20 protein-coding genes and 1 tRNA gene are annotated in these 23091 nt (G+C 64.3%); 12 read left to right on the top strand and 9 right to left on the bottom strand.

Annotated elements, in window-relative coordinates; genetic code table 11:
• Positions 1 to 129: 129 nt before the first annotated feature.
• The 7 genes from pheT to OU996_RS03015 all read right to left on the bottom strand — a co-directional run bounded on the left by pheT (position 130) and on the right by OU996_RS03015 (position 6770).
• On the bottom strand, positions 130 to 2535 hold the full coding sequence (gene pheT / locus OU996_RS02985; protein WP_267584180.1) for a phenylalanine--tRNA ligase subunit beta: 2406 nt from the start codon (positions 2533 to 2535) through the stop codon (positions 130 to 132).
• A gap of 21 nt (positions 2536 to 2556) precedes the next feature.
• On the bottom strand, positions 2557 to 3117 hold the full coding sequence (locus tag OU996_RS02990; RefSeq protein ID WP_267584181.1) for a hypothetical protein: 561 nt from the start codon (positions 3115 to 3117) through the stop codon (positions 2557 to 2559).
• A 64-nt stretch (positions 3118 to 3181) separates the two neighbouring features.
• Positions 3182 to 3727 carry a hypothetical protein gene (locus OU996_RS02995; protein ID WP_267584182.1) on the bottom strand — a complete coding sequence of 182 codons (546 nt, stop codon included), beginning with the start codon at positions 3725 to 3727 and terminating at the stop codon, positions 3182 to 3184.
• The gene (gene pheS, locus OU996_RS03000; protein WP_267584183.1) at positions 3724 to 4824 is read right to left on the bottom strand and encodes a phenylalanine--tRNA ligase subunit alpha; all 1101 of its coding nucleotides are present in this window, start codon (positions 4822 to 4824) and stop codon (positions 3724 to 3726) included. Before pheS ends, OU996_RS02995 begins: the two co-directional genes overlap by 4 nt.
• A 256-nt stretch (positions 4825 to 5080) precedes the next feature.
• Complete coding sequence (rplT, locus tag OU996_RS03005; RefSeq protein WP_013165152.1) at positions 5081 to 5449, bottom strand: 50S ribosomal protein L20; 369 nt, start codon at positions 5447 to 5449, stop codon at positions 5081 to 5083.
• Between the two features lie 33 nt (positions 5450 to 5482).
• Positions 5483 to 5683 (bottom strand): 50S ribosomal protein L35, encoded by a 201-nt coding sequence (gene rpmI, locus OU996_RS03010; protein ID WP_152304301.1) that lies wholly within the window; start codon positions 5681 to 5683, stop codon positions 5483 to 5485.
• 244 nt (positions 5684 to 5927) lie between these two features.
• Positions 5928 to 6770, bottom strand: coding sequence for an SH3 domain-containing protein (locus tag OU996_RS03015; RefSeq protein ID WP_267584184.1), 843 nt, complete (start codon positions 6768 to 6770; stop codon positions 5928 to 5930).
• Between the two features lie 285 nt (positions 6771 to 7055).
• Between OU996_RS03015 and OU996_RS03020 the strand changes: the two genes are divergently transcribed.
• Positions 7056 to 7862, top strand: a complete 807-nt coding sequence (locus OU996_RS03020; RefSeq protein WP_267585576.1) for an undecaprenyl-diphosphate phosphatase — start codon at positions 7056 to 7058, stop codon at positions 7860 to 7862.
• Between the two features lie 81 nt (positions 7863 to 7943).
• Here OU996_RS03020 and OU996_RS03025 read toward each other — a convergent pair whose 3' ends face one another.
• Positions 7944 to 8900, bottom strand: coding sequence for a complex I NDUFA9 subunit family protein (locus tag OU996_RS03025; protein WP_420712745.1), 957 nt, complete (start codon positions 8898 to 8900; stop codon positions 7944 to 7946).
• A 435-nt stretch (positions 8901 to 9335) separates the two neighbouring features.
• On the opposite strand from OU996_RS03025, the gene OU996_RS03030 reads away from it, so the two are divergent.
• The 11 genes from OU996_RS03030 (at position 9336) to OU996_RS03080 (ending at position 21807) form a co-directional block, all read left to right on the top strand.
• Positions 9336 to 9420 (top strand) — tRNA-Leu (locus tag OU996_RS03030).
• Between the two features lie 163 nt (positions 9421 to 9583).
• A complete protein-coding gene (locus tag OU996_RS03035) occupies positions 9584 to 10786 on the top strand; it encodes a tyrosine-type recombinase/integrase (RefSeq protein ID WP_267584186.1) in 1203 nt (400 codons plus the stop codon).
• Between the two features lie 93 nt (positions 10787 to 10879).
• On the top strand, positions 10880 to 11566 hold the full coding sequence (locus OU996_RS03040; protein ID WP_267584187.1) for a hypothetical protein: 687 nt from the start codon (positions 10880 to 10882) through the stop codon (positions 11564 to 11566).
• A gap of 133 nt (positions 11567 to 11699) precedes the next feature.
• The gene (locus OU996_RS03045) at positions 11700 to 11927 is read left to right on the top strand and encodes a helix-turn-helix transcriptional regulator (protein WP_267584188.1); all 228 of its coding nucleotides are present in this window, start codon (positions 11700 to 11702) and stop codon (positions 11925 to 11927) included.
• Between the two features lie 16 nt (positions 11928 to 11943).
• On the top strand, positions 11944 to 12423 hold the full coding sequence (locus OU996_RS03050; protein ID WP_267584189.1) for a helix-turn-helix domain-containing protein: 480 nt from the start codon (positions 11944 to 11946) through the stop codon (positions 12421 to 12423).
• Between the two features lie 3 nt (positions 12424 to 12426).
• Positions 12427 to 13530, top strand: coding sequence for a tyrosine-type recombinase/integrase (locus OU996_RS03055; RefSeq protein WP_267584190.1), 1104 nt, complete (start codon positions 12427 to 12429; stop codon positions 13528 to 13530).
• 104 nt (positions 13531 to 13634) lie between these two features.
• Complete coding sequence (locus OU996_RS03060; RefSeq protein WP_267584191.1) at positions 13635 to 15467, top strand: type I restriction-modification system subunit M; 1833 nt, start codon at positions 13635 to 13637, stop codon at positions 15465 to 15467.
• A complete protein-coding gene (locus tag OU996_RS03065) occupies positions 15464 to 16846 on the top strand; it encodes a restriction endonuclease subunit S (RefSeq protein ID WP_267584192.1) in 1383 nt (460 codons plus the stop codon). The genes OU996_RS03060 and OU996_RS03065 overlap by 4 nt, the downstream gene beginning before the upstream one ends.
• A complete protein-coding gene (locus tag OU996_RS03070; RefSeq protein ID WP_267584193.1) occupies positions 16843 to 17961 on the top strand; it encodes a Fic family protein in 1119 nt (372 codons plus the stop codon). The genes OU996_RS03065 and OU996_RS03070 overlap by 4 nt, the downstream gene beginning before the upstream one ends.
• A gap of 120 nt (positions 17962 to 18081) precedes the next feature.
• Complete coding sequence (locus OU996_RS03075) at positions 18082 to 21315, top strand: type I restriction endonuclease subunit R (RefSeq protein WP_267584194.1); 3234 nt, start codon at positions 18082 to 18084, stop codon at positions 21313 to 21315.
• A gap of 87 nt (positions 21316 to 21402) precedes the next feature.
• On the top strand, positions 21403 to 21807 hold the full coding sequence (locus OU996_RS03080) for an Arm DNA-binding domain-containing protein (protein WP_267584195.1): 405 nt from the start codon (positions 21403 to 21405) through the stop codon (positions 21805 to 21807).
• Here the strand turns inward: OU996_RS03080 and OU996_RS03085 are convergent.
• Positions 21804 to 22943, bottom strand: a complete 1140-nt coding sequence (locus OU996_RS03085; protein ID WP_267584196.1) for an acyltransferase family protein — start codon at positions 22941 to 22943, stop codon at positions 21804 to 21806. The genes OU996_RS03080 and OU996_RS03085 overlap by 4 nt on opposite strands.
• Positions 22944 to 23091 lie beyond the last annotated feature (148 nt).

Below are 23091 nucleotides of genomic sequence, written 5' to 3' on the forward strand. Positions count from 1 at the left end.
GCCGGCCTAGGCCGCGCCCCTCGTCATCCCGGCCGCAGGCGCAGCCGGAGAGCCGGGACCGCTCCCCGAATGGCAGACGATCCCGGATCGGCCCTGCGGCCGTCCGGGATGACGGTCAGTCCTGCCGCATCACCCGCGCAGCGTGGCGCCGGTCTTCTTGGCGACATCGGCGACGATGCGGGTCGCGACCGCCTCGATCTCCGCATCGGTCAGCGTCTTCTCGCGCGGCTGGAGCGTCACGGAGAGCGCCACCGACTTCTTGTCGGCCTCGATCCCCGGCCCCTCATAGACGTCGAACACGTTCACCGCCGTGATGAGCTTGCGGTCGACGCCGGCCGCCGCCTTGACGATGTCGCCCGCCGCCACGCTGCGCGCCACGACGAAAGCGAAGTCGCGTTCCACCGGCTGGAAGGCCGCAAGGTCAAGCAGCGGCTTCACCCGCGTCGCCTTGGCCTTGGGCTCGGGAATGCGGTCGATCAGCAGCTCGAAGGCGACGAGGGGCCCATCGGCATCCAGAGCCTCCAGCACGGAGGGGTGCAGCTCGCCGAAATGGCCGATGGCGTTCGGGCCAAGGCGGAAGGTGCCGGAACGGCCCGGATGGAACCAGGCCGGGGCATCGGTCGAGATCTGCAGATTGGCCACCGGCGCGCCGCAGGCGGCGAGGAGGGCCAGCGCGTCCGCTTTGGCATCGAACGCATCGACGCTCGCCACCTTGCCCGACCAGTGCCGGCCGGCACCCGTGGGCTTGGCGGAGGCGCGGCGCAGGCCGGTCGCGGCGATGAACTGGTCCTGCGGCCGGTCGCCCTTGAAGATCTGCCCGACCTCGAACAGCGCCACATCGCCAAAGCCGCGATCGGCATTGGTCTGCGCCGAACGGATCAGCCCCGGCAGCAGGCTCGGGCGCATATCGGAGAGGTCGGAAGCGATGGGGTTGGCGAGCGCCAGCGCATCGCTGCCGCCGCCGAAAGCTTCCGCCTGCGCCTTCGGCACGAAGGACCAGGTGACGGCCTCGACGAGGCCGCGCGACGCCAGCGCGCGCTTGGCCTTGCGGGTGCGCAGCTGAAGGGTGGTCAGCACCGGCTTGCGGGCGGTCTCGTCGCGCGGGAAGGGCAGCGAGGGCACGCGGTCGAGGCCGGCGATGCGGATGACCTCTTCCACGAGATCCGCCTTGCCCTCGATGTCGCCGCGCCAGCTCGGCGGCGTCACGCGCACCGTGCCGCTGGTGCCTTCCACGGTGAAGCCGAGGCGGGTCAGCGTCGCCACTTGCTCGGCGTCATCCGCCACCAGGCCGGTCAGCTTCTCGGTGAGGCTGAGCGGGAACTCGATGATCCGCCTGGTATCGGGAATGGCACCCGCCAGCACGATCTCCGAGGGCTCTCCGCCGCACAGATCAAGGATGAGCCTGGTCGCCAGTTCGAGCCCCGGCACGGTGAAGGCCGGGTCGATGCCGCGCTCGAAGCGGAAGCGCGCATCGGAGTTCAGCCCGAGCTTGCGGCCGGTCTGGGCGATGTTGATCGGCTCCCACAGCGCGGATTCGACGAGCACGTCGACGGTGGATTCATCGCAGCCGGATTCCTCGCCGCCCATGACGCCGGCGAGCGATTCCACCGCCTTGTCATCGGCGATGACGCACATGGTCTCATCGAGCGCATAGGTCTTGCCGTCGAGCGCCAGCAGGCTCTCGCCCGCCACGGCGCGGCGCACAACGAGGTTGCCGTGGACCTTGCCGGCATCGAAGACGTGCAGCGGCCGATTGCGGTCGAAGGTGAGGAAGTTGGTGACGTCCACCAGCGCGTTGATGGGCCTGAGACCGATGGCGCGCAGCTTCGTCTGCAGCCAGTCCGGCGAGGGGCCGTTCTTCACGCCGCGAATGAGCCGCAGCGCGAAGGCCGGGCACGGGGCGCCCTCGGCAATCGTCACCGACACCGGGCACGGGAAGCTCCCCGCCACGGGCGCGATGGGCGTCTCGACCAGCGTGCCGACGCCGGCGGCAGCGAGGTCACGGGCGATGCCGAAAATGCCGAGCCCGTCGGCCCGGTTCGGCGTCACCGCGATCTCGATCACCGGATCGCCGAAGCCCGCCCAGTCGACATAGACCGCGCCCACCGGCGCATCGGCCGGCAGCTCGATGATGCCGTCATGGTCCTCGGAAAGCTGAAGCTCGGCAGCCGAGCACAGCATGCCCCGGCTCTCGACGCCGCGAATGGTGCCGACGCCGAGCGTGATGTCCTTGCCGGGAATATAGGTGCCAGGCGGGGAGAACACGCTCTTCAGCCCCGTGCGCGCATTCGGCGCGCCGCACACCACCTGCACCGGCTCGCCCGCGCCGGTATCGACCATGCAGACGCGCAGCTTGTCGGCGTTGGGGTGCTGTTCGGCGGAGACGACATAGGCGATGGAGAAGCCCTTGAGCTTGGCCGCCTTGTCCTCCACGCCCTCGACCTCGAAGCCGATGCGGTTCAGCGTGCCGGTGACATCCTCAAGCGTGTAGTCGCCGGACAGGTGCTCACGCAGCCAGGAGAGGGTGAATTTCATGATAGATACCGCCGATCTTTTCTACACACGCCTACGGTGAAAAAAACCAGATATTATTTGGGCAGCCACAGCAATAACTAAAGCGCCAACAGACCAGCTAAACATATTATACAATTGCTGTATATTATCAGATTGCTCTTGGAATTTCTCATCAATTCTTTGTTTTATATGCTCAATATCTTTGTTTAAAATAACTAATTCCATTGCTTTGGCTGGATTAGATATAATTATATCTTCCATATTTTTTATTTTTGATTTTAGCTCAACTACAGAATTGTTAATATCTACGATCAATACTTTTGTTCTGTCGTTATCTGGCAGATTTTCTACTTTAGATAGAAGATTGTCGATTCTATTAGAAATATCATTGTATTTACTTATTATCTCATTTGACTGCTCTTCAAATGCCCTATTTACCTTGTCGGCATTATCAATCGTATTGTCCAAATTTTTTAACGTTGAAAAAAAGAACGGCGCTATTGTTGCCAATGCAAAAACAATGGCCACAGAAGAAATAAATGGCGCCATAAAATCAAAAAGGCGGACCAAAGGTCTGATAATATTATAACGCTCTGAAGACATGCATCAACCTATCAAGCCAAGAGCCCTAACGTTCCGCTTGTTCATATGCACCGACATCGCAGGCCTACCGGTAGCCCTTCTCGTCCGCCCCCTCGCCCGACCAGGCGAGAGCCTCGTCATCGGCGGCGACCAGGAATTCGATGCCGACATTGCGCTTCTTGCCGACATCCTCCGGCGCGATGCGGTAATCGCGGATCTTGCCCTGGCGGTAGGACATGTCCGCGCGCGACTTGTGCAGCGCGAGCTTGGCGCCGGCCTCGACGGCCTTGATCGCGTCGTCCTCGGGCACGATCCAGAAGCCCGTCCAGAAGAAACGCTCGCCATCGGCGGTGACGCCGCGGTCGTTCTCGCAGACGAAGTGGAGTTCGCGCACGCCACCGCGGGTCGTGCGCGTGACGGCGGATGGCTTTGATGCACCGGAGGCCGTGCGCCCCGAGGAAGCGCGGGCGGTGGGGCTACGGGTGGCGGGGCCGCGCTCGTCCAGCACCTCCTGGCACAGGGCGGCAAGGTCCGCGACGCCGCGCGCCTCGGCATTGGCGAGGAGCTGCTTGATCTGGGATGTCTCCATCCCGCGCAGGCGTTCGGTCGACCAGACGGGGGGCTTGATCACGCGCTGAGGCCCCCGGCGAGGGTCGGGAAGTCGAGCGGGCGGAAGCCGTAATGGGCGAGCCAGCGCGCATCCGCCTCGAAGAAGGCGCGCAGATCCGGCATGCCGTATTTCAGCATGGCGATGCGGTCGATGCCCATGCCCCAGGCGAAGCCCTGATACTCATCCGGGTCGAGCCCGCAATTGCGCAGCACATTCGGGTGGACCATGCCGCAGCCGAGGATTTCCAGCCAGTCCGAGCCCTCGCCGAAGCGGATCTCACCGGGGCGGGAGCGGTCGCACTGGATGTCGACCTCCATGGACGGCTCGGTGAAGGGGAAGAAGGACGGGCGGAACCGCATCTTCACATTATCGACCTCGAAGAACGCCTTGCAGAACTCCTCGAGGATCCACTTCAGGTGGCCGAGATTGGAGCCCTTGTCGATGACGAGGCCCTCGACTTGGTGGAACATCGGCGTGTGGGTCTGGTCGCTGTCCGAGCGATAGGTGCGGCCGGGGCAGATGACGCGGATCGGCGGCTTCTTGGACAGCATGGTGCGCACCTGCACCGGGGAGGTGTGGGTGCGCAGCACGAGGCGCGAGCCATCCTCCTTGGTGGGCAGATAGAAGGTGTCGTGCATCTCGCGCGCCGGATGCCCCTCGGGGAAGTTCAGCGCGGTGAAATTGTGGAAGTCGTCCTCGATGTCGGGCCCCTCGGCGACCGAGAAGCCCATATCGGCGAAGATGGCGGTGAGTTCGTCGATGACCTGGCTGATCGGGTGAACGCGGCCGAGTTCGGCGCTCGCCTCGCGCACCGGCAGACTGACATCGACGCGCTCGGTCTCCAGCCGCTTCGCCAGCGCGGCGGCCTTGAGGTCGGCGCGGCGCGCGGTGAGGGCGCCGTTCAGCCGGTCCCGCAGGCCGTTGATCGCCGGGCCGGCGCTCTTGCGCTCGTCCGGGCTCATGCCGCCGAGGCTCTTCAGCAGCTCGGAGACCGAGCCCTTCTTGCCGAGCGCGGCGATGCGCACCGCCTCCAGCCCCGCCTCGTCGGCGGCGGCCGCGACGGCGGCAAGAAGCTCCTGCTCCAGCGTGGCAAGGTCGGGAAGCGTGGCGACGGACATGGCGGATCCTCGAAACTGGGCGACGTCATCCCCGGTTTGGGCCGGGGATCCACGCCTTGCGGGCGCGGACGACAGGCAGGAGTGGCCGGGCCAGGCCCGACCATGACGGCGTAAAGCGGGGACGATCAGGCGCGCTTATAGCCGGACGCGTTTGAGCCGCAAAGCCACGCGATGCAGCAAGGCCGCATGAACGCGAAAAGCCCCAACGCTTGCGCGCGGGGCTTCCCAGATTTCGGTCCCGACAGAGACGGGAAGGTCAGGCGGCCTGCTTTTCCAGCGCGGCCTTGGCCTGCTCGACCAGCGCCGCGAAAGCGGCGGGCTCGTGGATGGCGATATCCGAGAGCACCTTGCGGTCGACCTCGATCCCGGCCTTGCCGAGACCGTCGATAAACCGGCCATAGGTGAAGCCGAGCTCGCGGGTGGCCGCGTTGATGCGCTGGATCCAGAGCGCGCGGAAATTGCGCTTCTTCACCTTGCGGTCGCGATAGGCGTACTGCTGCGCCTTCTCGACCGCCTGCTTCGCGACGCGGATGGTATTCTTGCGGCGGCCGAAATAGCCCTTCGCCGCCTTGAGCACTTTCTTGTGCTTGGCGTGGGAAGTTACGCCGCGCTTGACACGTGCCATGGGATTTTCTCCTGGTCCTGGCTAAGGCTGGCGTCAGCCGTTGGGCAGATAGAACTTGCGAACATTGAAGGCATCACGCTCGGACATGACCGTGGTGCCGCGCTGATCGCGGATCTGCTTGTTGGTGCGCTTGATCATGCCATGGCGCTTGCCCGCCTGGGCCATGATCACCTTGCCGGTTCCGGAGAGCTTGAAGCGCTTCTTCGCTCCGGACTTGGTCTTCATCTTGGGCATTTGGCTCGATCTCCACGGCCGGCGACGCTCCCGCTGAGGAGAGGTTCCGGCTCAAGCTAGTGTGAGCATTCGAACCGCCACGGCAGCCCTAGTGGCCGGGCAGTTCGGGAAGGTCGCACCCTCTACAGGAGCGGACCGATTATTTCAAGTGTGCGACGGCACCGCGATGCGCAAACCCGGACCTCGCGGCCCGGGCCTGCCCTGTCAGCCCCTCACAAGGGGGCGTCGATCCTTCCAGCACGGCTCAGTTGTCGCACATGGACAGCTTCGGGTTACGCTCGCAGGGGCTGCCGCCCTGCTGCTGGCGCGGCTGCTGGCCCTGAGGCGGGTTGCGCGGCGGACGCTGCTGCTGTTGCGGCGGCGGCGCGGAAGGCTGCGGCTGGGCGCGCGGCGGGCGCTGCTGCGGCGGCTGCGCCTGCGGCGGAGGACCGCCCTGCGGCGGACGCTGCTGAGGCGGCTGTCCCTGCGGCGGGGGGCCACCCTGCGGCGGGCGTCCGTTCCAGTTGCCCTGCGGCGGCGGGCGATAGCCCGGCCCGCCATAACCGGGCCCCCCGTAACCGGGACCACCATAGCCGGGTCCGCCATAGCCAGGACCGCCGTAACCGGGTCCGCCATAGCCGGGACCACCCCAGCCACCGGGCGGGGGCGGACGGTAGCCCGGACCGGGCGGCGGACCATAGCCGGGACGCGGCGGAGGCGAGCCCCAGCGGTCATAGCTCGAATACCAAGACCGGCCGCGATAATAGCGGCCCCAATAATCGCCGAAGCTGAAGGCAACGATGGGCACACCGACGGTCGGGGCATAGGGCACGAACTCCACCCGCCGTCCGCCATAGTCATATTCGAGGTAGCGCGCCGCGATCCAGCCGCGGGCGCCGCGCCAGTCCACGTCACACCAGCTGTAATCGTCGAGACAGCCATAGATGCCGAGCGGCGTGCCGCCCTCAAGCACCACCACCACCGGATAGCCGGTGCTGGGGCCCGCCCGCAGATTGACGTCAGTGGTGACGAATCCCCGCTGCTGGGCGAAAGCCGACCCGCCGAGCGCCAGCAGCAGGAAAGCTGCGCCCGCCAAAACCCTCTTCATCTGAAATCTCTCCCAACGTTGCATAAGCCTACAACGCCGACCGGGGATTAAAGGAGCCCTGCTCTGGGGCGGAATCGTGTTCGCGCAAGGGCAGGCCTGCGCCGGGGCGCGATTCTTCCAACTCCACGCTCCTAGCGCGAGCGTGGCGCGGGGAAAAGCCGCCGCGCCTCCCTTTGCGGCACGTTGATTGTGGCGGGCGAAGCGGACAGGATGCGCGCCATCCGTTACCGGACCCGCCCGGCGCCTTGCGCCCTCCCCGCCTTCCTCGCCCGGAACATCGCCTCCATGTCGTTCGGCACGCTGTTCGAAGCCTTCCTGCTTGGCCTTCTCGAAGGCTTCACCGAATTCCTCCCGGTCTCGTCCACCGGGCACATCCTGCTCGCCGGGCATTTCCTCGGCTTCGAGAGCCAGGGCAAGGTGTTCGAGGTGGTGATCCAGCTTGGCGCGGTGCTCGCCATCATCACCGTCTATTTCCAGCGTTTCCTCCAGGTTCTGGTCACGCTGCCCTCCAGCCCGCGCTCGCGCAATTTCGTGCTGGGTATCCTCATCGCCTTCCTGCCGGCGGCGGTGATCGGCGTGCTGCTCCACAGCTTCATCAAGGAAGTGCTGTTCGAGACGCCGGCGCTGATCTGCGTGATGCTGATCCTCGGCGGCATCGTGCTGCTCTGGGTCGACACGCTGAAGATCAAGCCGATCTATACCGACGCCATGGCCTTCCCGCCGCTGCTGGCGCTGAAGATCGGCTTCATCCAGTGCCTCGCCATGATCCCCGGCACCTCGCGCTCAGGCTCCACCATTGTCGGCGGGCTGCTGCTCGGCGCCAGCAAGCCGGCGGCGGCGGAATTCTCCTTCTTCCTCGCCCTGCCGACCATGGCCGGCGCCTTCGCCTATGACCTCTACAAGAACCGCAACCTCCTGAACGCCGATGACGCGCTGCTCATCGGCGTCGGCTTCGTCGCGGCCTTCATCTCGGCGGTGATCGTGGTGCGCGGCCTGCTCGCCTTCGTCTCCAAGCATGGCTACACGCCGTTCGGCTGGTGGCGCATCGCCGTCGGCGGCATCGGGCTGGTGGCGCTCGCCCTCGTCGGCTGATCCGGCACACCACATTGGCAACGAAAAAGCCGCCGGGAGGGCGCTCCCGGCGGCTTTTTATTGGTCAGGCGGGCGAACCGCTCAGGCGGCTTCCGGCCGCGTGAACTGGCCGGCCTTGCGGAAGCGCCAGAGATAGCCCGGCAGCACCGCGCCCAGCGCGGTCGGGGCGATGCCGAGACCCTCGAGCGTGCGCCCCTCGGCGATCGCCGCTTCCGACACCACATTGTCGACGCCGAGCAGCTTCACCTGGTCACGGGTCAGCATCGGGTTGGGCAGCAATTCGAGGAAGCGGGCCTGAATGCTCGCGAGCGCGGAGGGCAGCGGCAGCAGCAGGCGCTTGCGGCCGATCTCCTTGAGGGTGATTTCCAGAAGCTGCTTGAAGGTGAGCACTTCCGGCCCGCCGAGCTCATAGACCGTGCCCGCGCGCGCCTGCTCGTCCACCACCTTGGCAAAGGCGGCCGCAACATCGCCGACGAAGACCGGCTGGAACTTGCTGTGCCCGCCATCGATCAGCGGCAGCGCCGGCGCGAGACGCGACAGCGCGGCGAAACGGTTGAAGAAATTGTCCTCGGGGCCGAACACGATGGAAGGGCGCAGCACCACCGCGCCCGGCACCGCCTCGAAGGTCGCCGCCTCGCCCGCCGCCTTGGAGCGGGCATAGCTCGATTCGGAACCGGCATCCGCGCCGATGGCCGAGCCATGGACCAGCCGGGCGCCGACTTCCTTGGCCGCCAGCGCCACCTGCTTGGCGCCGAAGCTCTGCACCGCCTCGAAGCTCTGCCGGCCGCTCTCATGCAGGATGCCGACGAGGTTGATGACCACATCCGCCCCTTCGGCCGCGCGCAGCACCGAGGCGGGATAGCGCAGATTGGCCTGCACCGGCATGATCTGCCCGACCGCGCCGAGCGGCTGGAGATGGCCGGCAAGATCGGGCCGGCGGACGGCGACGCGGATGCGCCAGCCCTGCCGCGCCAGCGCGCGCACCACATGGCGCCCGACGAAGCCGGAGCCGCCATAGATGGTGACGAGCCGGTCCATCGGCGCGGCGCGGCGCGAAAGCTCGGCCTCGCTCTCCAGCGGCAATTCGTTGGCTTTGGCGGCGTCGACCATCTGGCGTTTCTCCCGGCCCGGCAAAAGGGATGCGCGACGATTACCGCGCCGCCGCGCGAGCGTCCAGCCGGCAGGTGTGCCCGGTCGACCAAATACAAGCACGAATAGCCGAGCTGTCTGTGCTGTCTGTGTTTGTACGGAGGATGATCACGCTCGGATGGCTTCCGCGGCTCAGTCGGTGCGTTAATCGTGACGCGACCCTTTCGCGCCTCCCCCGCCTCGAAATCCCCGCACAGGGCCGGCCCTGCGTCCTCCCCATGGCCGGCATGAGATTTCCTCAAATGAGGGCGGGACAGCGTGAAACCCACGTTGACAAGACAGATGCCACCCGACTATGTGTCGCCGCCATGCCGCAAGGCATAAGCCCAGGTGGCGGAATTGGTAGACGCGCTGGTTTCAGGTACCAGTGGGTAACACCGTGGAGGTTCGAGTCCTCTCCTGGGCACCATCTGACCCTTTTACCAAGGTCAGGCACTTCCGAAAAACGTTGAAAATGCTGGATTTCCCGAGCCGAGAGGTTCCGGGAGGATCCAGCTTTTTCCGTTGGAAGCCGGCACATTTGGGGGTATTTTTGGGGGTATCGCAGGAAAACCCCATCTGAGCCCGCCCCCATGGCGCTTACCGAGCTAGCCATCCGCGCCGCCAAACCCACCGCGAAGCCCTACAAGCTCGCCGACGGCGGTGGCCTCTACCTCCTGGTGAATCCGACCGGCTCACGCCTCTGGCGTCTGAAATATCGCGTCGGAGGGCGCGAAAAGCTCCTCGCCATCGGCCCCTATCCCGACGTGACACTCGCCAAGGCCCGCGAGCGGCGCACGGAGGCGCGACGGCAGCTTGCGGATGGCATTGACCCGTCCGCCCTGAAGAAGGAAACGCGGCAGAAGGCCAAGGCCGCCGTCACAAACACCTTCCGCGCTATCGCTGAGGAGCATCTGACCAAGCTAGAGCGCGAAGGCCTCGCCGACATCACGCTGAACAAGAGGCGGTGGCTTCTGGGTTTCGCCTATCCCAAGCTCGGCGAGCGGGACGTCGCCACCATCACAGCGAAAGAGCTTCTAGAGGTGCTCCGCACCATCGAGGAAACAGGGCGGCATGAGACGGCGCGACGGATGCGGGCCGCGCTCGGCGCCGTGTTCCGCTTCGCCATTGCCACCGCACGGGCGGAAAACGACCCTACCTTCGCCCTGCGCGACGCCCTGACGACACCGAAGGTCACGCACCGCGCGGCCGTGACGACTCCCAAGGGGCTTGGCGTGCTGCTTCGCGCCATCGACGGCTACGAAGGCCAGCCGGCAAGCGCCGCCGCCCTGCGTCTGCTTCCGCTGCTATTCCCGCGCCCCGGCGAGCTGCGGCTTGCAACATGGGCGGAGTTCGACCTCGACAAGGCCATATGGTCGATCCCGGCCGAGCGCATGAAGATGCGCCGTCCCCATCGCGTGCCGCTGCCGCCGCAGGCGCTCGCGGTCCTGCGCGATCTGCAACGCCTCACCGGCAACCAGACCTTTGTCTTTCCGGGCATCGGCGCCGGGCATAAGCCGATCAGTGAGAACACCCTGAATGGCGCGCTACGCCGGCTCGGCTTCTCCTCCGACGTTGCCACTGCTCACGGCTTCCGCGCCACCGCGTCGACGCTGCTGAATGAAAGCGGCCTCTGGAATCCCGACGCCATTGAGCGCCAACTTGCCCATGCCGAACGCAACGAAATTCGGCGCGCCTATACGCGCGGCGAGCACTGGGAGGAGCGCCTCCGCATGATGAACTGGTGGGCTGACTACCTCGACCGAATCAAATCATCAGCCGAAACAAAGGCCTAAACCACCGCATGTGGACAGCGCCGAGCCCCATGCCCGCTACATCTTGTTTGACGCTATAATACGCCTTCGGATTCCAATGATCGGTGGGCGTGAATGGCAAATCTCGAACATTGGGCGAAGGCGGACGCCCTCAACATCTACCAGATTGCGCTTCTCCTGGAGGAGATCGACCCCGCACCTCTGGAGCGGCTAGGGTATCAATGCCTCTCGGAGAGAACGCGCGATCAGACATCTGTCCATGTGGTAAACCTCAAGAACGCGGTGCTAACGGACAAGCTTCGTCCGGTGCTTCGCAGCTATGACAGTTTCGGCGATCACGATTGGACATTGACCCTAATCGGAACGCCGGAGCTGAAAGTTTGGCTCTGGACGCGAGACCTGCACGGAACTGTTTTCGGCGCCAGCGCGAAAACAAAGCCGCTTCTGTCAGCCTTCAGCCGCTTCTATGCGCAGAAGCTGGATGCCGCCGTCGCCGCATGGCAGGCAGTTACCTCGGAACCGCACCGGTTGCGCGGCAGATCCCCTAAGCAGGCGCTGGAAGGCTGGCTAACGGAGAACGCCAAGGAGTACGGCCTCCTGAACCGCGACGGGACGCCGAATCGAACCGGCATCGAGGAAATCGCCAAGGTAGCCAACTGGAATCAGAAGGGCGGCGCACCATCCACCCCTACCCTTCCGGCGGAACCCACCCCCTCCTTCGGTGGAACCTTCGGCAAGGTTCTGGCAAGCCCTCCCTTGGTTAGCGGGAACCTGGGGGATGATGACGACATACCCTTCTAGAGGCTCCGGCCGCTAAGCAGGCCCCTCCTTTAAGCCTTTGTAGGGCTGAAGTTTTCTACAATCTGCCCGGCTATTTTCGCCCGGCGCATCGGCTCATGTTCCGTTTATGTTCCAACGAACGGAGACGGACGCCATGAGCGCCATTAAGACCGAGACGACCGCGACCACCGCCCGCGCCACGCTGATACGGCTGGAGCAGGTCAAGGCCCGCACCTGCCTGAGCCGCAGCACCATCTATGCCTATATGCGCGAGGGCCGCTTTCCCGAGCCTATCGCCCTTTCCGACCGCTGCGTCGCGTGGATCGAGAGCGAAATCGACGCCTGGATCGCCGAGCGCATCGCCAGCCGCCGGAGCGCCTGAGCGGATGCCGGCGCGGATGAAACGGCCGCAGCGACGCCTTCCCGTTCAGCGGGTAAAGCAGGCCGCCACCTATGACGTCGCCGAGATCGCCCGCCTTCTCGGTAGCCACCGCAACACGGTGCGGCGGTGGCTGAAGGACGGACTCCAGCCCATCGACGACGCACGCCCCGTCCTGGTACGCGGCGCCGAGCTGAAGGCATTCCTGACCGAACGGCAGAAGGCGCGACGGCAGACCTGCGCGCCGGACGAATTCTTCTGCTTCCGCTGCCGCGCGCCGCGACGGCCCGCCGCCGGCATGGTGGATGTGAGCCACCGCACCGCGACCGTCGTCGCCCTCGCTGGCCTGTGTGCCACCTGCGGCACATCCGTGCACCGGACGATACGCCGCGCGGCGCTGCCGTCGCTGGCTGAAACCTACGACCTTCAGACGCTGGCACCGGAGAGACTGAACGGGTGTTCCGCCCCCAGTCTGAATGGTGATCGAAAAGGAGGTTAGACGATGGCTCGGATCAATGCCGGCAACGAACGCCTGAAACGTGAGTATATTCATTTTCTGAAGGACGCGCGAGGCAAGAGCGAGGCGACCCTCGACATGGTGCGCAAGGCGCTCGTGCGCTTTGAGTCCAGCACCGGCTGGCGCGACTTCAAGACCTTCCGTCCCGAACAGGCGAAGGCGTTCAAGCAGCGCCTCGCCGAGACGGACAGCATGCGCAGCGGCGAGCCCCTGAGCGCGGCGACGCAGACCGCGACGCTCACCGCCGTCAAGGAGTTCTTCCTCTGGCTGGCGTGGCGCCCTGGCTTCAAGTCCAAGCTGCACATGGCGGATATCGACTATCTCAACCCGTCGCGAAAGGACGCGGCGAAGGCCAAGGCGCCGAAGCTGCGCGACTATCCGAGCCTCGAACAGATTCGCGCCGCCCTTGCCGCCATGCCGGCGGAAACGCCCATTGAGCGGCGCAACCGCGCCCTCCTCGCCTTCGCCATCCTCACCGGCATGCGCGACTGCGCCATGGCCTCACTGTCCCTGCGAGACCTCGACCTCACCAAATCCCCACCTCTGGTACGGCAAGACCCGAACCGCGTGGAAACCAAGTTCGCCAAGGCCATCGCCACCTACTTCCTCCCGCTCGGCGATGACCTTACCGCCATCGTCACGGTGTGGGTGCGCGAGCTGCGCGAGGTGCATCTGTTCGGCCCCACCGACCCGCTATTCCCCCGCACCCGCATCGGACAGGGGGCGGACCTCGCCTTCGCGCCGCAGGGCATCGAGCGGGCGCATTGGAGCGACGCCTCGCCGATCCGCGCCATCTTCAAACAGGCCTTCACCCGCGCCGGCCTACCCTATTTCCCGCCGCACTCCTTCCGCCACACGCTCGGCCACCTCGCGCAGACCATGTGCCGGACGCCTGAGCAGCTGCGCGCCTGGAGCCAGAATCTCGGCCACGAGAACATCGCCACCACCTTCAACAGCTATGGCAAGATCGACCCGCACCGGCAGGGCGAGGTGATCGGGGCGATGGCTATGGAAACCCCGCAAGCCGCTGCGCTGGCGCGGGAAATGGCGGCTTTGCTGGTGCGACATGGAGGATGGTGCGGTGGATGATCCGTGCGGCATTGCTTACGCAGCCGGAGTTGGATTTTATCCGATGAGCGGCGGGCATCAGAACGACTCACCGCCCATCAGTGCTTACGGGGCCAATAACGCGAATGACAGACCAGTCCCTCAAAGACGCGCTTCTCGCCAAGCTGACGGAATTGGGCGGTTCCGCTGGCAATGGTCGGTTGCGCGAGGCGCTGCAATGGAGCGAGGCGACCTACACGGCGGTGAAGGACGAGCTGGTGATGCAAGGCCTTCTCCTGCCGGGGCGCGGACGCGGTGGCTCTGTGGCGCTCCCCAACCAGCAGGAGACGCCCCGCACGGCGGAAGCGGAAATGACTGACGCACCCGCCGCGCCACCGCCTCCGAAGCAGCCCCGTACGAATGGCAACGGCAAGGGCGGCGATCTCGGCTTTGAGGCGGAGCTGTTCAAGGCGGCGGACAAGCTGCGCGGCAATATGGAGCCGTCGGATTACAAGCATGTCGCGCTCGGCCTGATATTCCTCAAGCACATCTCGGACAGCTTCGAGGCCAAGCGCGCCGAGCTCCTCGCCGATTATCCCGAGGGTGCCGAGGACCGCGACGAATACGCCGCCGACAATGTGTTCTGGGTGCCGCCCACGGCGCGCTGGTCGCATCTCCAGGCCAACGCCAAGCAACCCTCGATCGGCAAGATGATCGACGAGGCGATGCTCGCCATCGAGAAGGACAATGAGAACCTCAAGGGCGTGCTGCCGAAGGAATATGCCCGCCCCGCGCTCAATGCCGTGATGCTCGGCGAACTGATCGACCTCGTCTCCAATATCGCGCTCGGCGCGCAGAAGGGCGAGGCACGCGACGTGCTCGGCCGCGTCTATGAGTATTTCCTCGGCCAGTTCGCGGGCTCGGAAGGCAAGCGGGGCGGCGAGTTCTACACGCCGCGTTCCGTCGTGCGCGTGATGGTCGAGATGATCGAGCCCTATAAGGGCAGGGTCTATGATCCGTGCTGCGGGTCCGGCGGCATGTTCGTGCAGTCGGAAAAATTCGCGCTGGAGCATGAGGGGCGCATTGGCGACATTGCCGTCTATGGGCAGGAGTCCAACTACACCACGTGGCGCCTGTGCAAGATGAACCTCGCCGTGCGCGGCATTGATGCGGACATCAAATGGAACAGCGAGGGCAGCTTTCACAAGGATGAGCTGCGCGACCTGAAGGCGGATTACATTCTCGCCAACCCGCCCTTCAACATTTCCGATTGGGGCGGCGAGCGGCTGCGGGAAGATGCGCGCTGGGCCTATGGCACCCCGCCGGCCGGCAACGCCAATTTCGCCTGGGTGCAGCACATCGTGCATCACCTCGCGCCGGCAGGCGTGGCGGGCGTGGTGCTGGCCAATGGCTCCATGTCGTCAACGCAGAACACTGAGGGCGCCATCCGGCAGGCGCTGATCGAGGGCGTGAAGGGCGCTCCCGGCGTGGTCGACTGCATGGTCGCGCTGCCGGGCCAGCTGTTCTATTCCACGCAGATTCCCGTCTGCCTGTGGTTCCTTGCCCGCGACAAGTCGAACGGCATCGCCCGCAACGCCAAACTGCGCGACCGGCGCGGCGAGGTGCTGTTTATCGACGCGCGCAAGCTCGGCCATATGGTGGACCGCACGCGCAAGGAATTCTCCGACGCCGATATCGACCGCATCACCCGCGCCTATCACGCCTGGCGCGGCGAGGGCGAGGCGGGGGCCTATGAGGACGTGCCGGGCTTCTGCAAGTCAGCCACGCTGGAGGAGATCAAGGCGCACGGCTATGTGCTGACACCTGGACGCTATGTCGGCGCGGCGGATGTCGAGGACGACGAGGTGCCGTTTGCGGAGCGGTTCGGGGCGCTACGGGAGAAACTGGAGGAGCAGTTTGCGGCGAGCGATGGATTAACAAGTGCTATCCGGGAGAACCTCATGAGGATTGTCGTATGACAGCCTCCAATCATGTCGTTCATATCCCGAGCGAGGCAAAATGTTGGTCGATTCTAGCAAATTGGTCGCGATTAGACGATTTATGCGATGGGGTATTTGACTGTCCACATACAACGCCGAAACTAACATCGGTGGGGCCCTTTGTAGTTCGCTCCCAAGATGTGCGCACTGGTATCTTCAGGCTTGACCAAGCAGGACGCGTTTCCGAAGAGACTTATTTGGAGCGCATAGACAGGGCAGAACCACGTCCTGGGGATATTCTATTCAGTCGTGAAGGAACATATTTCGGCAATGCAGCTGAAGTGCCCTTGGGAATTCGCGTCTGCTTAGGACAGCGTATGGTCTTAATTCGACCCAAGCGATCAGAGTTAGATTCTCGATTTCTTCGCTTTTGGCTGAATTCCGGGCTGATGGCCAGACATATTGCAGGGTTCAAAGACGGCTCGGTCGCCGAACGGTTAAATATGCCTACGATCCGAGCGCTACCAGTGCCTCGGCTCACCCTGGACCGACAGAGGACAATAGCCGCGATTCTCGGCGCGCTCGACGACAAGATCGAGCTGAACCGGCGGATGAACGAGACGCTGGAGGCGATGGCGCGGGCGATCTTCAAGGATTGGTTCGTCGATTTCGGCCCAACCCGCACCAAGATGGCCCTGCGCGGCGAAGACCCGCAGAAGGAAAACGTCGCGCGCGCGCCCTACCTCGCGCCGGATATCTGGTCCCTCTTCCCCGACCGCCTCGACGATGACGGCAAGCCGGAGGGGTGGACCACGTCCACTATCGGACAGGAAGTCGAAGTTGTCGGTGGATCAACACCCAGCACGAAAGAGGCTGCTTTCTGGAGTGGTGACATCGCCTGGGCAACGCCCAAAGACCTCTCATCGTTGAGCACGCCAGTGCTGCTTAGTACGGAACGGAAGATTACAGAGGCTGGCCTGTCACAGATTGGCTCTGGCTTGCTGCCCGCCGGCACGGTGCTTCTCTCATCGCGAGCACCGATCGGCTACATGGCAATCTCTCAGATACCCGTTGCGGTCAATCAGGGGTTCATTGCGCTGATCTGCAACAAGCGTCTGTCCAACGTCTTCGTCTGGCTATGGACGCAAGCCAACATGGAGACGGTCCATCAGAACGCGAACGGATCCACCTTTCAGGAAATCAGCAAGGCTAATTTCCGGCCGATTGAATTGACAGTCCCGGCGCCTCAACTCCTGCGGGCATTCGATCAAGCCGCTAGGCCGCTGTTTGATCGGATTGTCGCCAACGATAAGGAAAATCGCACCCTCGCCGCCACCCGCGACCTCCTCCTCCCCAAGCTCATGTCCGGCGAAATCCGCGTGCGCGACGCCGAGACGCTCGTCGAGGCGGTGGCATGAGCGCCGTCCTGTATCATCAGGGCCGTTTCCCCCCGCCGACGCTGGACTGGCCGCAGCTTCTGCCGCTGATCGGCCCGGCCAATGCCGCCATCGCCCGCTATGCCGGGCTGTTGCAGGGTATTCCCAGCCCGAACGTGCTGCTCTCGCCCATGACGGTGCAGGAAGCCGTGCTCTCAAGCCGGATCGAGGGCACGCAGGCCACCATGGGCGAGGTGCTGGAACTGGAGGCGGAAGGCGGGCCGCTCGACGAGAGCACGCCGAAAAAGGCCGATATCCGCGAGGTGCTGAACTATCGCGCCGCCCTTAACGAGGCGACGCGGCTGCTGGAAACCCTGCCGCTATCCCAGCGCCTCATCCGCGACACCCACCGCGTGTTGATGCAGGGCGTGCGCGGCCGCTCGAAAGACCCGGGCGAATATCGTCGCATCCCGAACTGGATCGGCACCGACGGCTGCACCATCGAGCAGGCCCGCTTCGTGCCCGCCCCGGCGGACAAATTGCCAGGAGCCATGGATGCCTGGGAGGCCTATCTCCACGCCGACGCGCCCGATGTGCTGATCCAGTTGGCTATCGCGCATGCGGAGTTCGAGGCCATCCACCCTTTCCTCGACGGCAACGGCCGGCTCGGCCGCCTGCTGGTGCCGCTGTTCCTGTTCAGCCGTGGCTTGCTGGCGCGCCCCAACTTCTATCTGAGCGAATATCTCGAAAGCCATCGCACCGAGTATTATGATCGCCTGCTGGCGATTTCGCGTGATGGCGACTGGACCGGCTGGTGCGGCTTCTTTCTGCGGGCGCTGATCGCGCAGGCCGAGACCAACCAGAACCGCGTGCAGGCCATCCTCGCCCTTTATCAGGCGCGCAAGGACTGGATCGCCGAAGAAACGCACTCCCAATATGCGGTCCGTGCGCTCGACTGGATGTTCCAGCGCCCGATCTTCCGCGCATCCGATTTTCGCGACGCGGCCGGCATTCCCCCGCCGACGGCCACGCGGATCATCCGGATATGTCGCGACAACGGGCTGCTGCGGGAATTGCGAGCCGGCAGCGGACGCCGAGCCGCCGTTCTGTGCTTTCCCGAGCTGCTGAATCTGGCGGAAGGGCACAATGCGTTTTGAGGATCACCCATGCCAAGCTAGAGGATTTGCCGATCATAAATCTAAAAATATGATCGACAAAAGCCTTTGCCGTGCACCCATGAGCCACAACCGCCTCTCATGGCGCGCGGGAGGCCGATAATGGCGTATCTCTCCGAAGCCGCGCTTGAACAGGCCGTGCTCGGCTATCTCGGCGGGCTCGGCTATACGCTGGCGACCGATGCCGAGATCGGCCCGGACGGCAAGGCCCCTGAACGCGAAGCTTATGCCGACGTCATTCTCGCCCCGCGCCTGACCGCCGCCATCGCCCGGCTCAACCCCGCGATCCCGCTAGAGGCGCGCGGCGATGCGCTGCGCAAGGTGCTTGCCACCGAGCGCCCCTCGCTCATTGAGGAGAACCGCCGCCTGCACCGGCTGATGGTGGAGGGGGTCGACGTCGAGTTCTATAGCGAGGACGGCACGATCCGGGGCGACAAGGTCCGGCTGATCGACTTCGACGACGTCGCCGCAAATGATTGGCTCGCCAGCGCGCAGTTCACGGTGATCGAGGGCCGCACCCACCGCCGGCCGGACGTGGTGGTGTTCGTCAACGGCCTGCCGCTCGGCGTGATCGAGCTGAAGGCACCGGGCGGGGAGAACGCCACGCTCACCGGCGCGTTCAACCAGCTACAAACCTATAAGGGACAGATTCCCTCGCTTTTCCGCAGCAATGCCGTGCTCGTCACCTCCGACGGCATCACCGCACGCATCGGCTCGCTCACCGCCGACCAAGAGCGGTTCATGCCCTGGCGCACGACGGACGGCAAAGTGATCGCCGCCAAGGGCCAGCCGGAGCTGAAGGTTCTGATCGAGGGGATTTTCGAGCCCCGCCGCTTGCTCGACCTGCTGCGCGATTTCACCGTGTTCGGTGAGACGGGTTCCGGGCTGGCGAAGATCATTGCCGGCTATCACCAGTTCCACGCGGTCAAGCGCGCGGTGGGCTCCACCATCCGCGCGCTGGCTCTGAACAGCGGACGTCCCGCCTCATCAACCACCGAATCCGTTGGCTTCCACGAGGAGCCCACCGCCTATGGGCTGCCGGGAGTCGACGGTTATTCCAAAGGGGACAAGCGGATCGGCGTGATCTGGCACACGCAAGGCTCCGGCAAGAGCCTGCTGATGGCGTTCTATGCCGGACAGCTGGTGCGCCACCCGGAGATGGAAAACCCGACCATCGTCGTCATCACCGACCGCAACGATCTCGACGACCAGCTGTTCAGCACCTTCTCCATGTGCCGCGACCTGATCCGGCAGACGCCGATCCAGGCCGACAGCCGCGACGACCTGCAATCGGCTCTGAGCCGCGCCTCCGGCGGCGTGATCTTCACGACGATTCAGAAATTCGCCCCCGTGGCGGGCGAGACGACCTACCCGATGCTCTCCGACCGGCGGAACATCGTGGTCATCGCCGACGAGGCTCACCGGAGCCAATACGGCTTCAGCGCCCGGATCGAGCAGAAGACCGGTGTCATCTCCTATGGCTTCGCGAAATATCTGCGCGACGCGCTTCCGAACGCATCGTTCATCGGCTTCACCGGGACACCGATCGAGACGGACGATGTAAACACGCGCGCCGTGTTCGGCGACTACATCGACATTTATGACATCAGCCGGGCGGTGGAAGACGGCGCCACGGTGCCGATCTATTACGAAAGCCGCCTCGCCCGCATTGAGCTTCCCGAGGAAGAGAAGCCGAAGATCGACAGCGAAGTCGATTATCTCACCGAAGACGACGCGCTCACCGAACAGGAGAAGTTCAAGCAGCAATGGTCGACGGTTGAGAAGCTGGTCGGCTCCGAGAAGCGCCTCGCCTTGATCGCGGACGATCTGGTGCAGCACTTCGAAGACCGCGTCGCCGCCTTGGACGGCAAGGCGATGATCGTCTGCATGAGCCGCCGTATCTGCGTGGCGCTCTATAACCACATCGTACGGCTTCGCCCCGATTGGCACAGCGACGATGACGCTGAAGGCGCGATCAAGGTTGTGATGACCGGTTCCGCATCCGATCCGCAGGGATGGCAGGCGCATATCGGCTCCAAGGCGCGCCGCGATCTTCTCGCCAAGCGCGCGAAAGACCCCAAGGATGCGCTGAAGCTGGTAATCGTCCGGGATATGTGGCTGACCGGCTTCGACGCACCGTCGATGCACACGATGTATGTCGACAAGCCGATGAAGGGCCACGGCCTCATGCAGGCGATCGCACGCGTGAACCGCGTGTTCCGCGATAAGCCAGCCGGCCTTGTGGTGGACTATATCGGCATCGCGCAAGATCTGAAGAACGCGCTCGGCCAGTATTCCGGGCCAGACCAGCGTCAGGCGGGCATCGAAGCGGCCAAAGCAGTCGCAATTCTCCTAGAAAAGTATGAAGTCGTGAAGGCGATGTATCACGGCTTCGACTATGAGCGCGGCTTGGCAGGCAGCCCCCATGAGCGCCTCGTCATTCTCGCCGAAGCCATCGAGTGGATATTAACTCGGCAACACGAAGCGGCGGCGAGGGAAACCAGCGAAGATGCGAAACGCCGAGAGAATCGCCGCTATCAAGATGCTGTCCTCGCGCTCTCCAAGGCCTTCGCTCTAGCCTCTGGATTCGACGAGGCGCGCGACATCAGGGATGAAGTCGGCTTCTTTCAGACCGTGCGCGCCGCTCTCGTGAAGTCGGACGAAGGTTCCGGGAAAAGCGCGGTTGATCGCGAATTTGCGATTCAACAAATCCTTGATCGGGCTGTCGTTTCGACCGAGATCGTCGACATCCTCGCCGCCGCCGGGATAACCACGCCTGACATTTCGATACTGTCGGACGAGTTTCTCGCCGAGGTTCAGCAGCTGGAAAAAAAGAACCTGGCGCTGGAGGCCTTGCGGAAGCTCCTTAACGACGAAATTCGCTCCCGCACCAGGACGAATGTCGTCGAGAGCAAACGCTTTTCCGAGCGCCTGGAGGCGGCAATTGCCCGCTACCACACGAACGCCATCAGCACCGTCGAAGTGTTGCAGGAACTGATAGCCCTCGCCAAGGACGTTCGCGCGGCACGCAGAAGGGGCGAAGATGAAGGGCTCTCACAAGACGAGATTGCCTTCTATGACGCGCTTGCCGAAAGCGAGAGCGCAGTCGAGCTGATGGGCAATGACTCCCTGAAGGTCATTGCCCATGAACTCCTCGTGAGTCTCAAGGGGAGCATCTCCGTCGATTGGTCGCATCGTGAGAATGCCCGCGCTAGAATGCGCGTGCTGGTGAAGCGGGTGCTACGGAAACATGGCTACCCGCCCGATCTGCAGGACGCGGCAGTGCAAACGGTTCTTCGGCAAGCGGAAGCGCTGTCGGCAAGCTGGGCGACATAGGAGCCCTTGAAGAGAGCGTAGCCTACCCTTGCGGGGCGGCAGGATCACGTCAATGGGGGTATTTTTGGGGGTATCCCGTAAAGCGTTGTGATAAAATTCTATATTTATCAGTATATTGTCAAAATCAGTCGAGTCCTCTCCTGGCACCATCTGACCGTCCGAGACGGTCCTGAGACGACCGAAAAGCCGCTGAAACCAAAGGGTTTCGGCGGCTTTTTCGTTTGGGACAGTCCGACGCGATCCGTTGGCATCCAACGGTTTTTTGGTATCGGCGAGGCCAATAAATGGCCCTCACGGACACGGCCTGCAAAAACGCCATGGCCACGGACACAACAAAAACGGTCCGATAGCGGTGGGCTCCACCTTTTCGTCAGCCCCTCGGGCGGCCGGTTGTGGCGTATGGCCTACCGGTTCGACGGCAAGCAGAAGCAACGTTCTTTCGGAGCCTACCCGGCTGTGTCGCTCAAGGACGCCGTCGCCTCGTTCGGCTAAGCGTCCCTCCCCCGGCCCAGCGAAAGCGTACGCCCGACCTGGCGCACCCACCAGTGATCGAACATGGCCACCGGCACGGCCAGAGCCAATGTTCCGGCACCGGTGACGGCGAAGGTCGCCCCGATCTGCAGCAACCCCTGCCCTTCCAGGGCCAGATAGGTAAGGCTGGAGACCGAGCAGATCACCAGAACCTGACAGAGATAGATGCCGAAGGAGAGAAAGCCCAGGGTGCGCCCGACCCGTCCCGACATGGCGGTTCGTACGAAGGTGGCGCGACGGAACAGCAGCAGGGCCAGGCACGCCATCAACGTGTGCAGGATCACCCGCAGCCGCAGCGGATCCATCGCCGTCAAAGGTCCGAGCCCGCTATAGAGGCCTTCGGGCCGCCCGCTCATGATGTTCTCGTGATACCCCCCCAGCAGCACGATCAGCACGAGAGCCAGGGCGATCTTGGCGCCGCGCCAATCGGAATGCGGGGTTCGGTCCCGCAGTGCCAGAGCGACGCCGACAATGAAGGGCGCGAGATAAGGGCTGAGCCACAGCGTCCCGAGGCCGATCACAGTCAGGCACGCCCATCGGCCGCGCGGCAGCTTGGCCACAACGAGCGCCGAGGCGAGCACCAGAAAGCTGCCGGCGAACTCGTAGACCATCGTCCACAGGCTGGAATTGTAGAAAGACTGGCCGGTGAAGAAGGTCGTCGCGCCCTCCCACAGGCTGTGGGGGATTTCCAGCCATCCCGCGCTCGGCCAGGCGTAGAACCAGCCGAGCCAGACCGACGGCACCATGGCCGCCGCCTCGCGGTTCGCGAAACCGGGACCGGCCATGACGAGGCCGGCCATCAGATTGGTCAGGATCACCGGCCCCGCCAGACGCGGCCAGCGCTTGAGCGCCGACGCGGCGGCCAGCCGCGCGCTGCCGCTGCGCAGCACATTGAGCGACAGCACATAGCCGGACAGCACGAAGAAGACGATGACCGCCGCCGACCCGTTCACCAGTGCGAAGGCCGGCGTGCCGAAAAGGGTGACGGCCTGATCGGGATAGGTCATGCCGTGAAGCTGCGGCGTGAAGCCGAGCATGGTGTGATGGAGCAGCACGACCAGAGCCGCGATGCCGCGAAGCGCTTCAAGCTCCGCCAACTTTCCCCGCGCCGTCATGATGTCCCGTCTTGCGCTGCCCCAAGGACCGACCTCTGACGGACGGCACGCGCCCTGTTACCAGCGCAGCGCGGGCGCGGACAAGTACCGCAAGGCCCCCGCTCCGGCCGCCACGGCATAGCCCCCGTGG

This window comes from Ancylobacter sp. SL191 (assembly GCF_026625645.1).
GTDB lineage: Bacteria > Pseudomonadota > Alphaproteobacteria > Rhizobiales > Xanthobacteraceae > Ancylobacter.

Excerpts from the sequence above, each read along its gene's own strand:
- pheT (WP_267584180.1), bottom strand. The coding sequence starts at position 2,535 with ATGAAATTCACCCTCTCCTGGCTGCGTGAGCACCTGTCCGGCGACTAC.
- OU996_RS02990 (WP_267584181.1), bottom strand. The coding sequence starts at position 3,117 with ATGTCTTCAGAGCGTTATAATATTATCAGACCTTTGGTCCGCCTTTTT.
- pheS (WP_267584183.1), bottom strand. The coding sequence starts at position 4,824 with ATGTCCGTCGCCACGCTTCCCGACCTTGCCACGCTGGAGCAGGAGCTT.
- rplT (WP_013165152.1), bottom strand. The coding sequence starts at position 5,449 with ATGGCACGTGTCAAGCGCGGCGTAACTTCCCACGCCAAGCACAAGAAA.
- rpmI (WP_152304301.1), bottom strand. The coding sequence starts at position 5,683 with ATGCCCAAGATGAAGACCAAGTCCGGAGCGAAGAAGCGCTTCAAGCTC.
- OU996_RS03015 (WP_267584184.1), bottom strand. The coding sequence starts at position 6,770 with ATGAAGAGGGTTTTGGCGGGCGCAGCTTTCCTGCTGCTGGCGCTCGGC.
- OU996_RS03020 (WP_267585576.1), top strand. The coding sequence starts at position 7,056 with ATGTCGTTCGGCACGCTGTTCGAAGCCTTCCTGCTTGGCCTTCTCGAA.
- OU996_RS03025 (WP_420712745.1), bottom strand. The coding sequence starts at position 8,900 with ATGGACCGGCTCGTCACCATCTATGGCGGCTCCGGCTTCGTCGGGCGC.
- OU996_RS03035 (WP_267584186.1), top strand. The coding sequence starts at position 9,584 with ATGGCGCTTACCGAGCTAGCCATCCGCGCCGCCAAACCCACCGCGAAG.
- OU996_RS03040 (WP_267584187.1), top strand. The coding sequence starts at position 10,880 with ATGGCAAATCTCGAACATTGGGCGAAGGCGGACGCCCTCAACATCTAC.
- OU996_RS03045 (WP_267584188.1), top strand. The coding sequence starts at position 11,700 with ATGAGCGCCATTAAGACCGAGACGACCGCGACCACCGCCCGCGCCACG.
- OU996_RS03050 (WP_267584189.1), top strand. The coding sequence starts at position 11,944 with ATGAAACGGCCGCAGCGACGCCTTCCCGTTCAGCGGGTAAAGCAGGCC.
- OU996_RS03055 (WP_267584190.1), top strand. The coding sequence starts at position 12,427 with ATGGCTCGGATCAATGCCGGCAACGAACGCCTGAAACGTGAGTATATT.
- OU996_RS03060 (WP_267584191.1), top strand. The coding sequence starts at position 13,635 with ATGACAGACCAGTCCCTCAAAGACGCGCTTCTCGCCAAGCTGACGGAA.
- OU996_RS03065 (WP_267584192.1), top strand. The coding sequence starts at position 15,464 with ATGACAGCCTCCAATCATGTCGTTCATATCCCGAGCGAGGCAAAATGT.
- OU996_RS03070 (WP_267584193.1), top strand. The coding sequence starts at position 16,843 with ATGAGCGCCGTCCTGTATCATCAGGGCCGTTTCCCCCCGCCGACGCTG.
- OU996_RS03075 (WP_267584194.1), top strand. The coding sequence starts at position 18,082 with ATGGCGTATCTCTCCGAAGCCGCGCTTGAACAGGCCGTGCTCGGCTAT.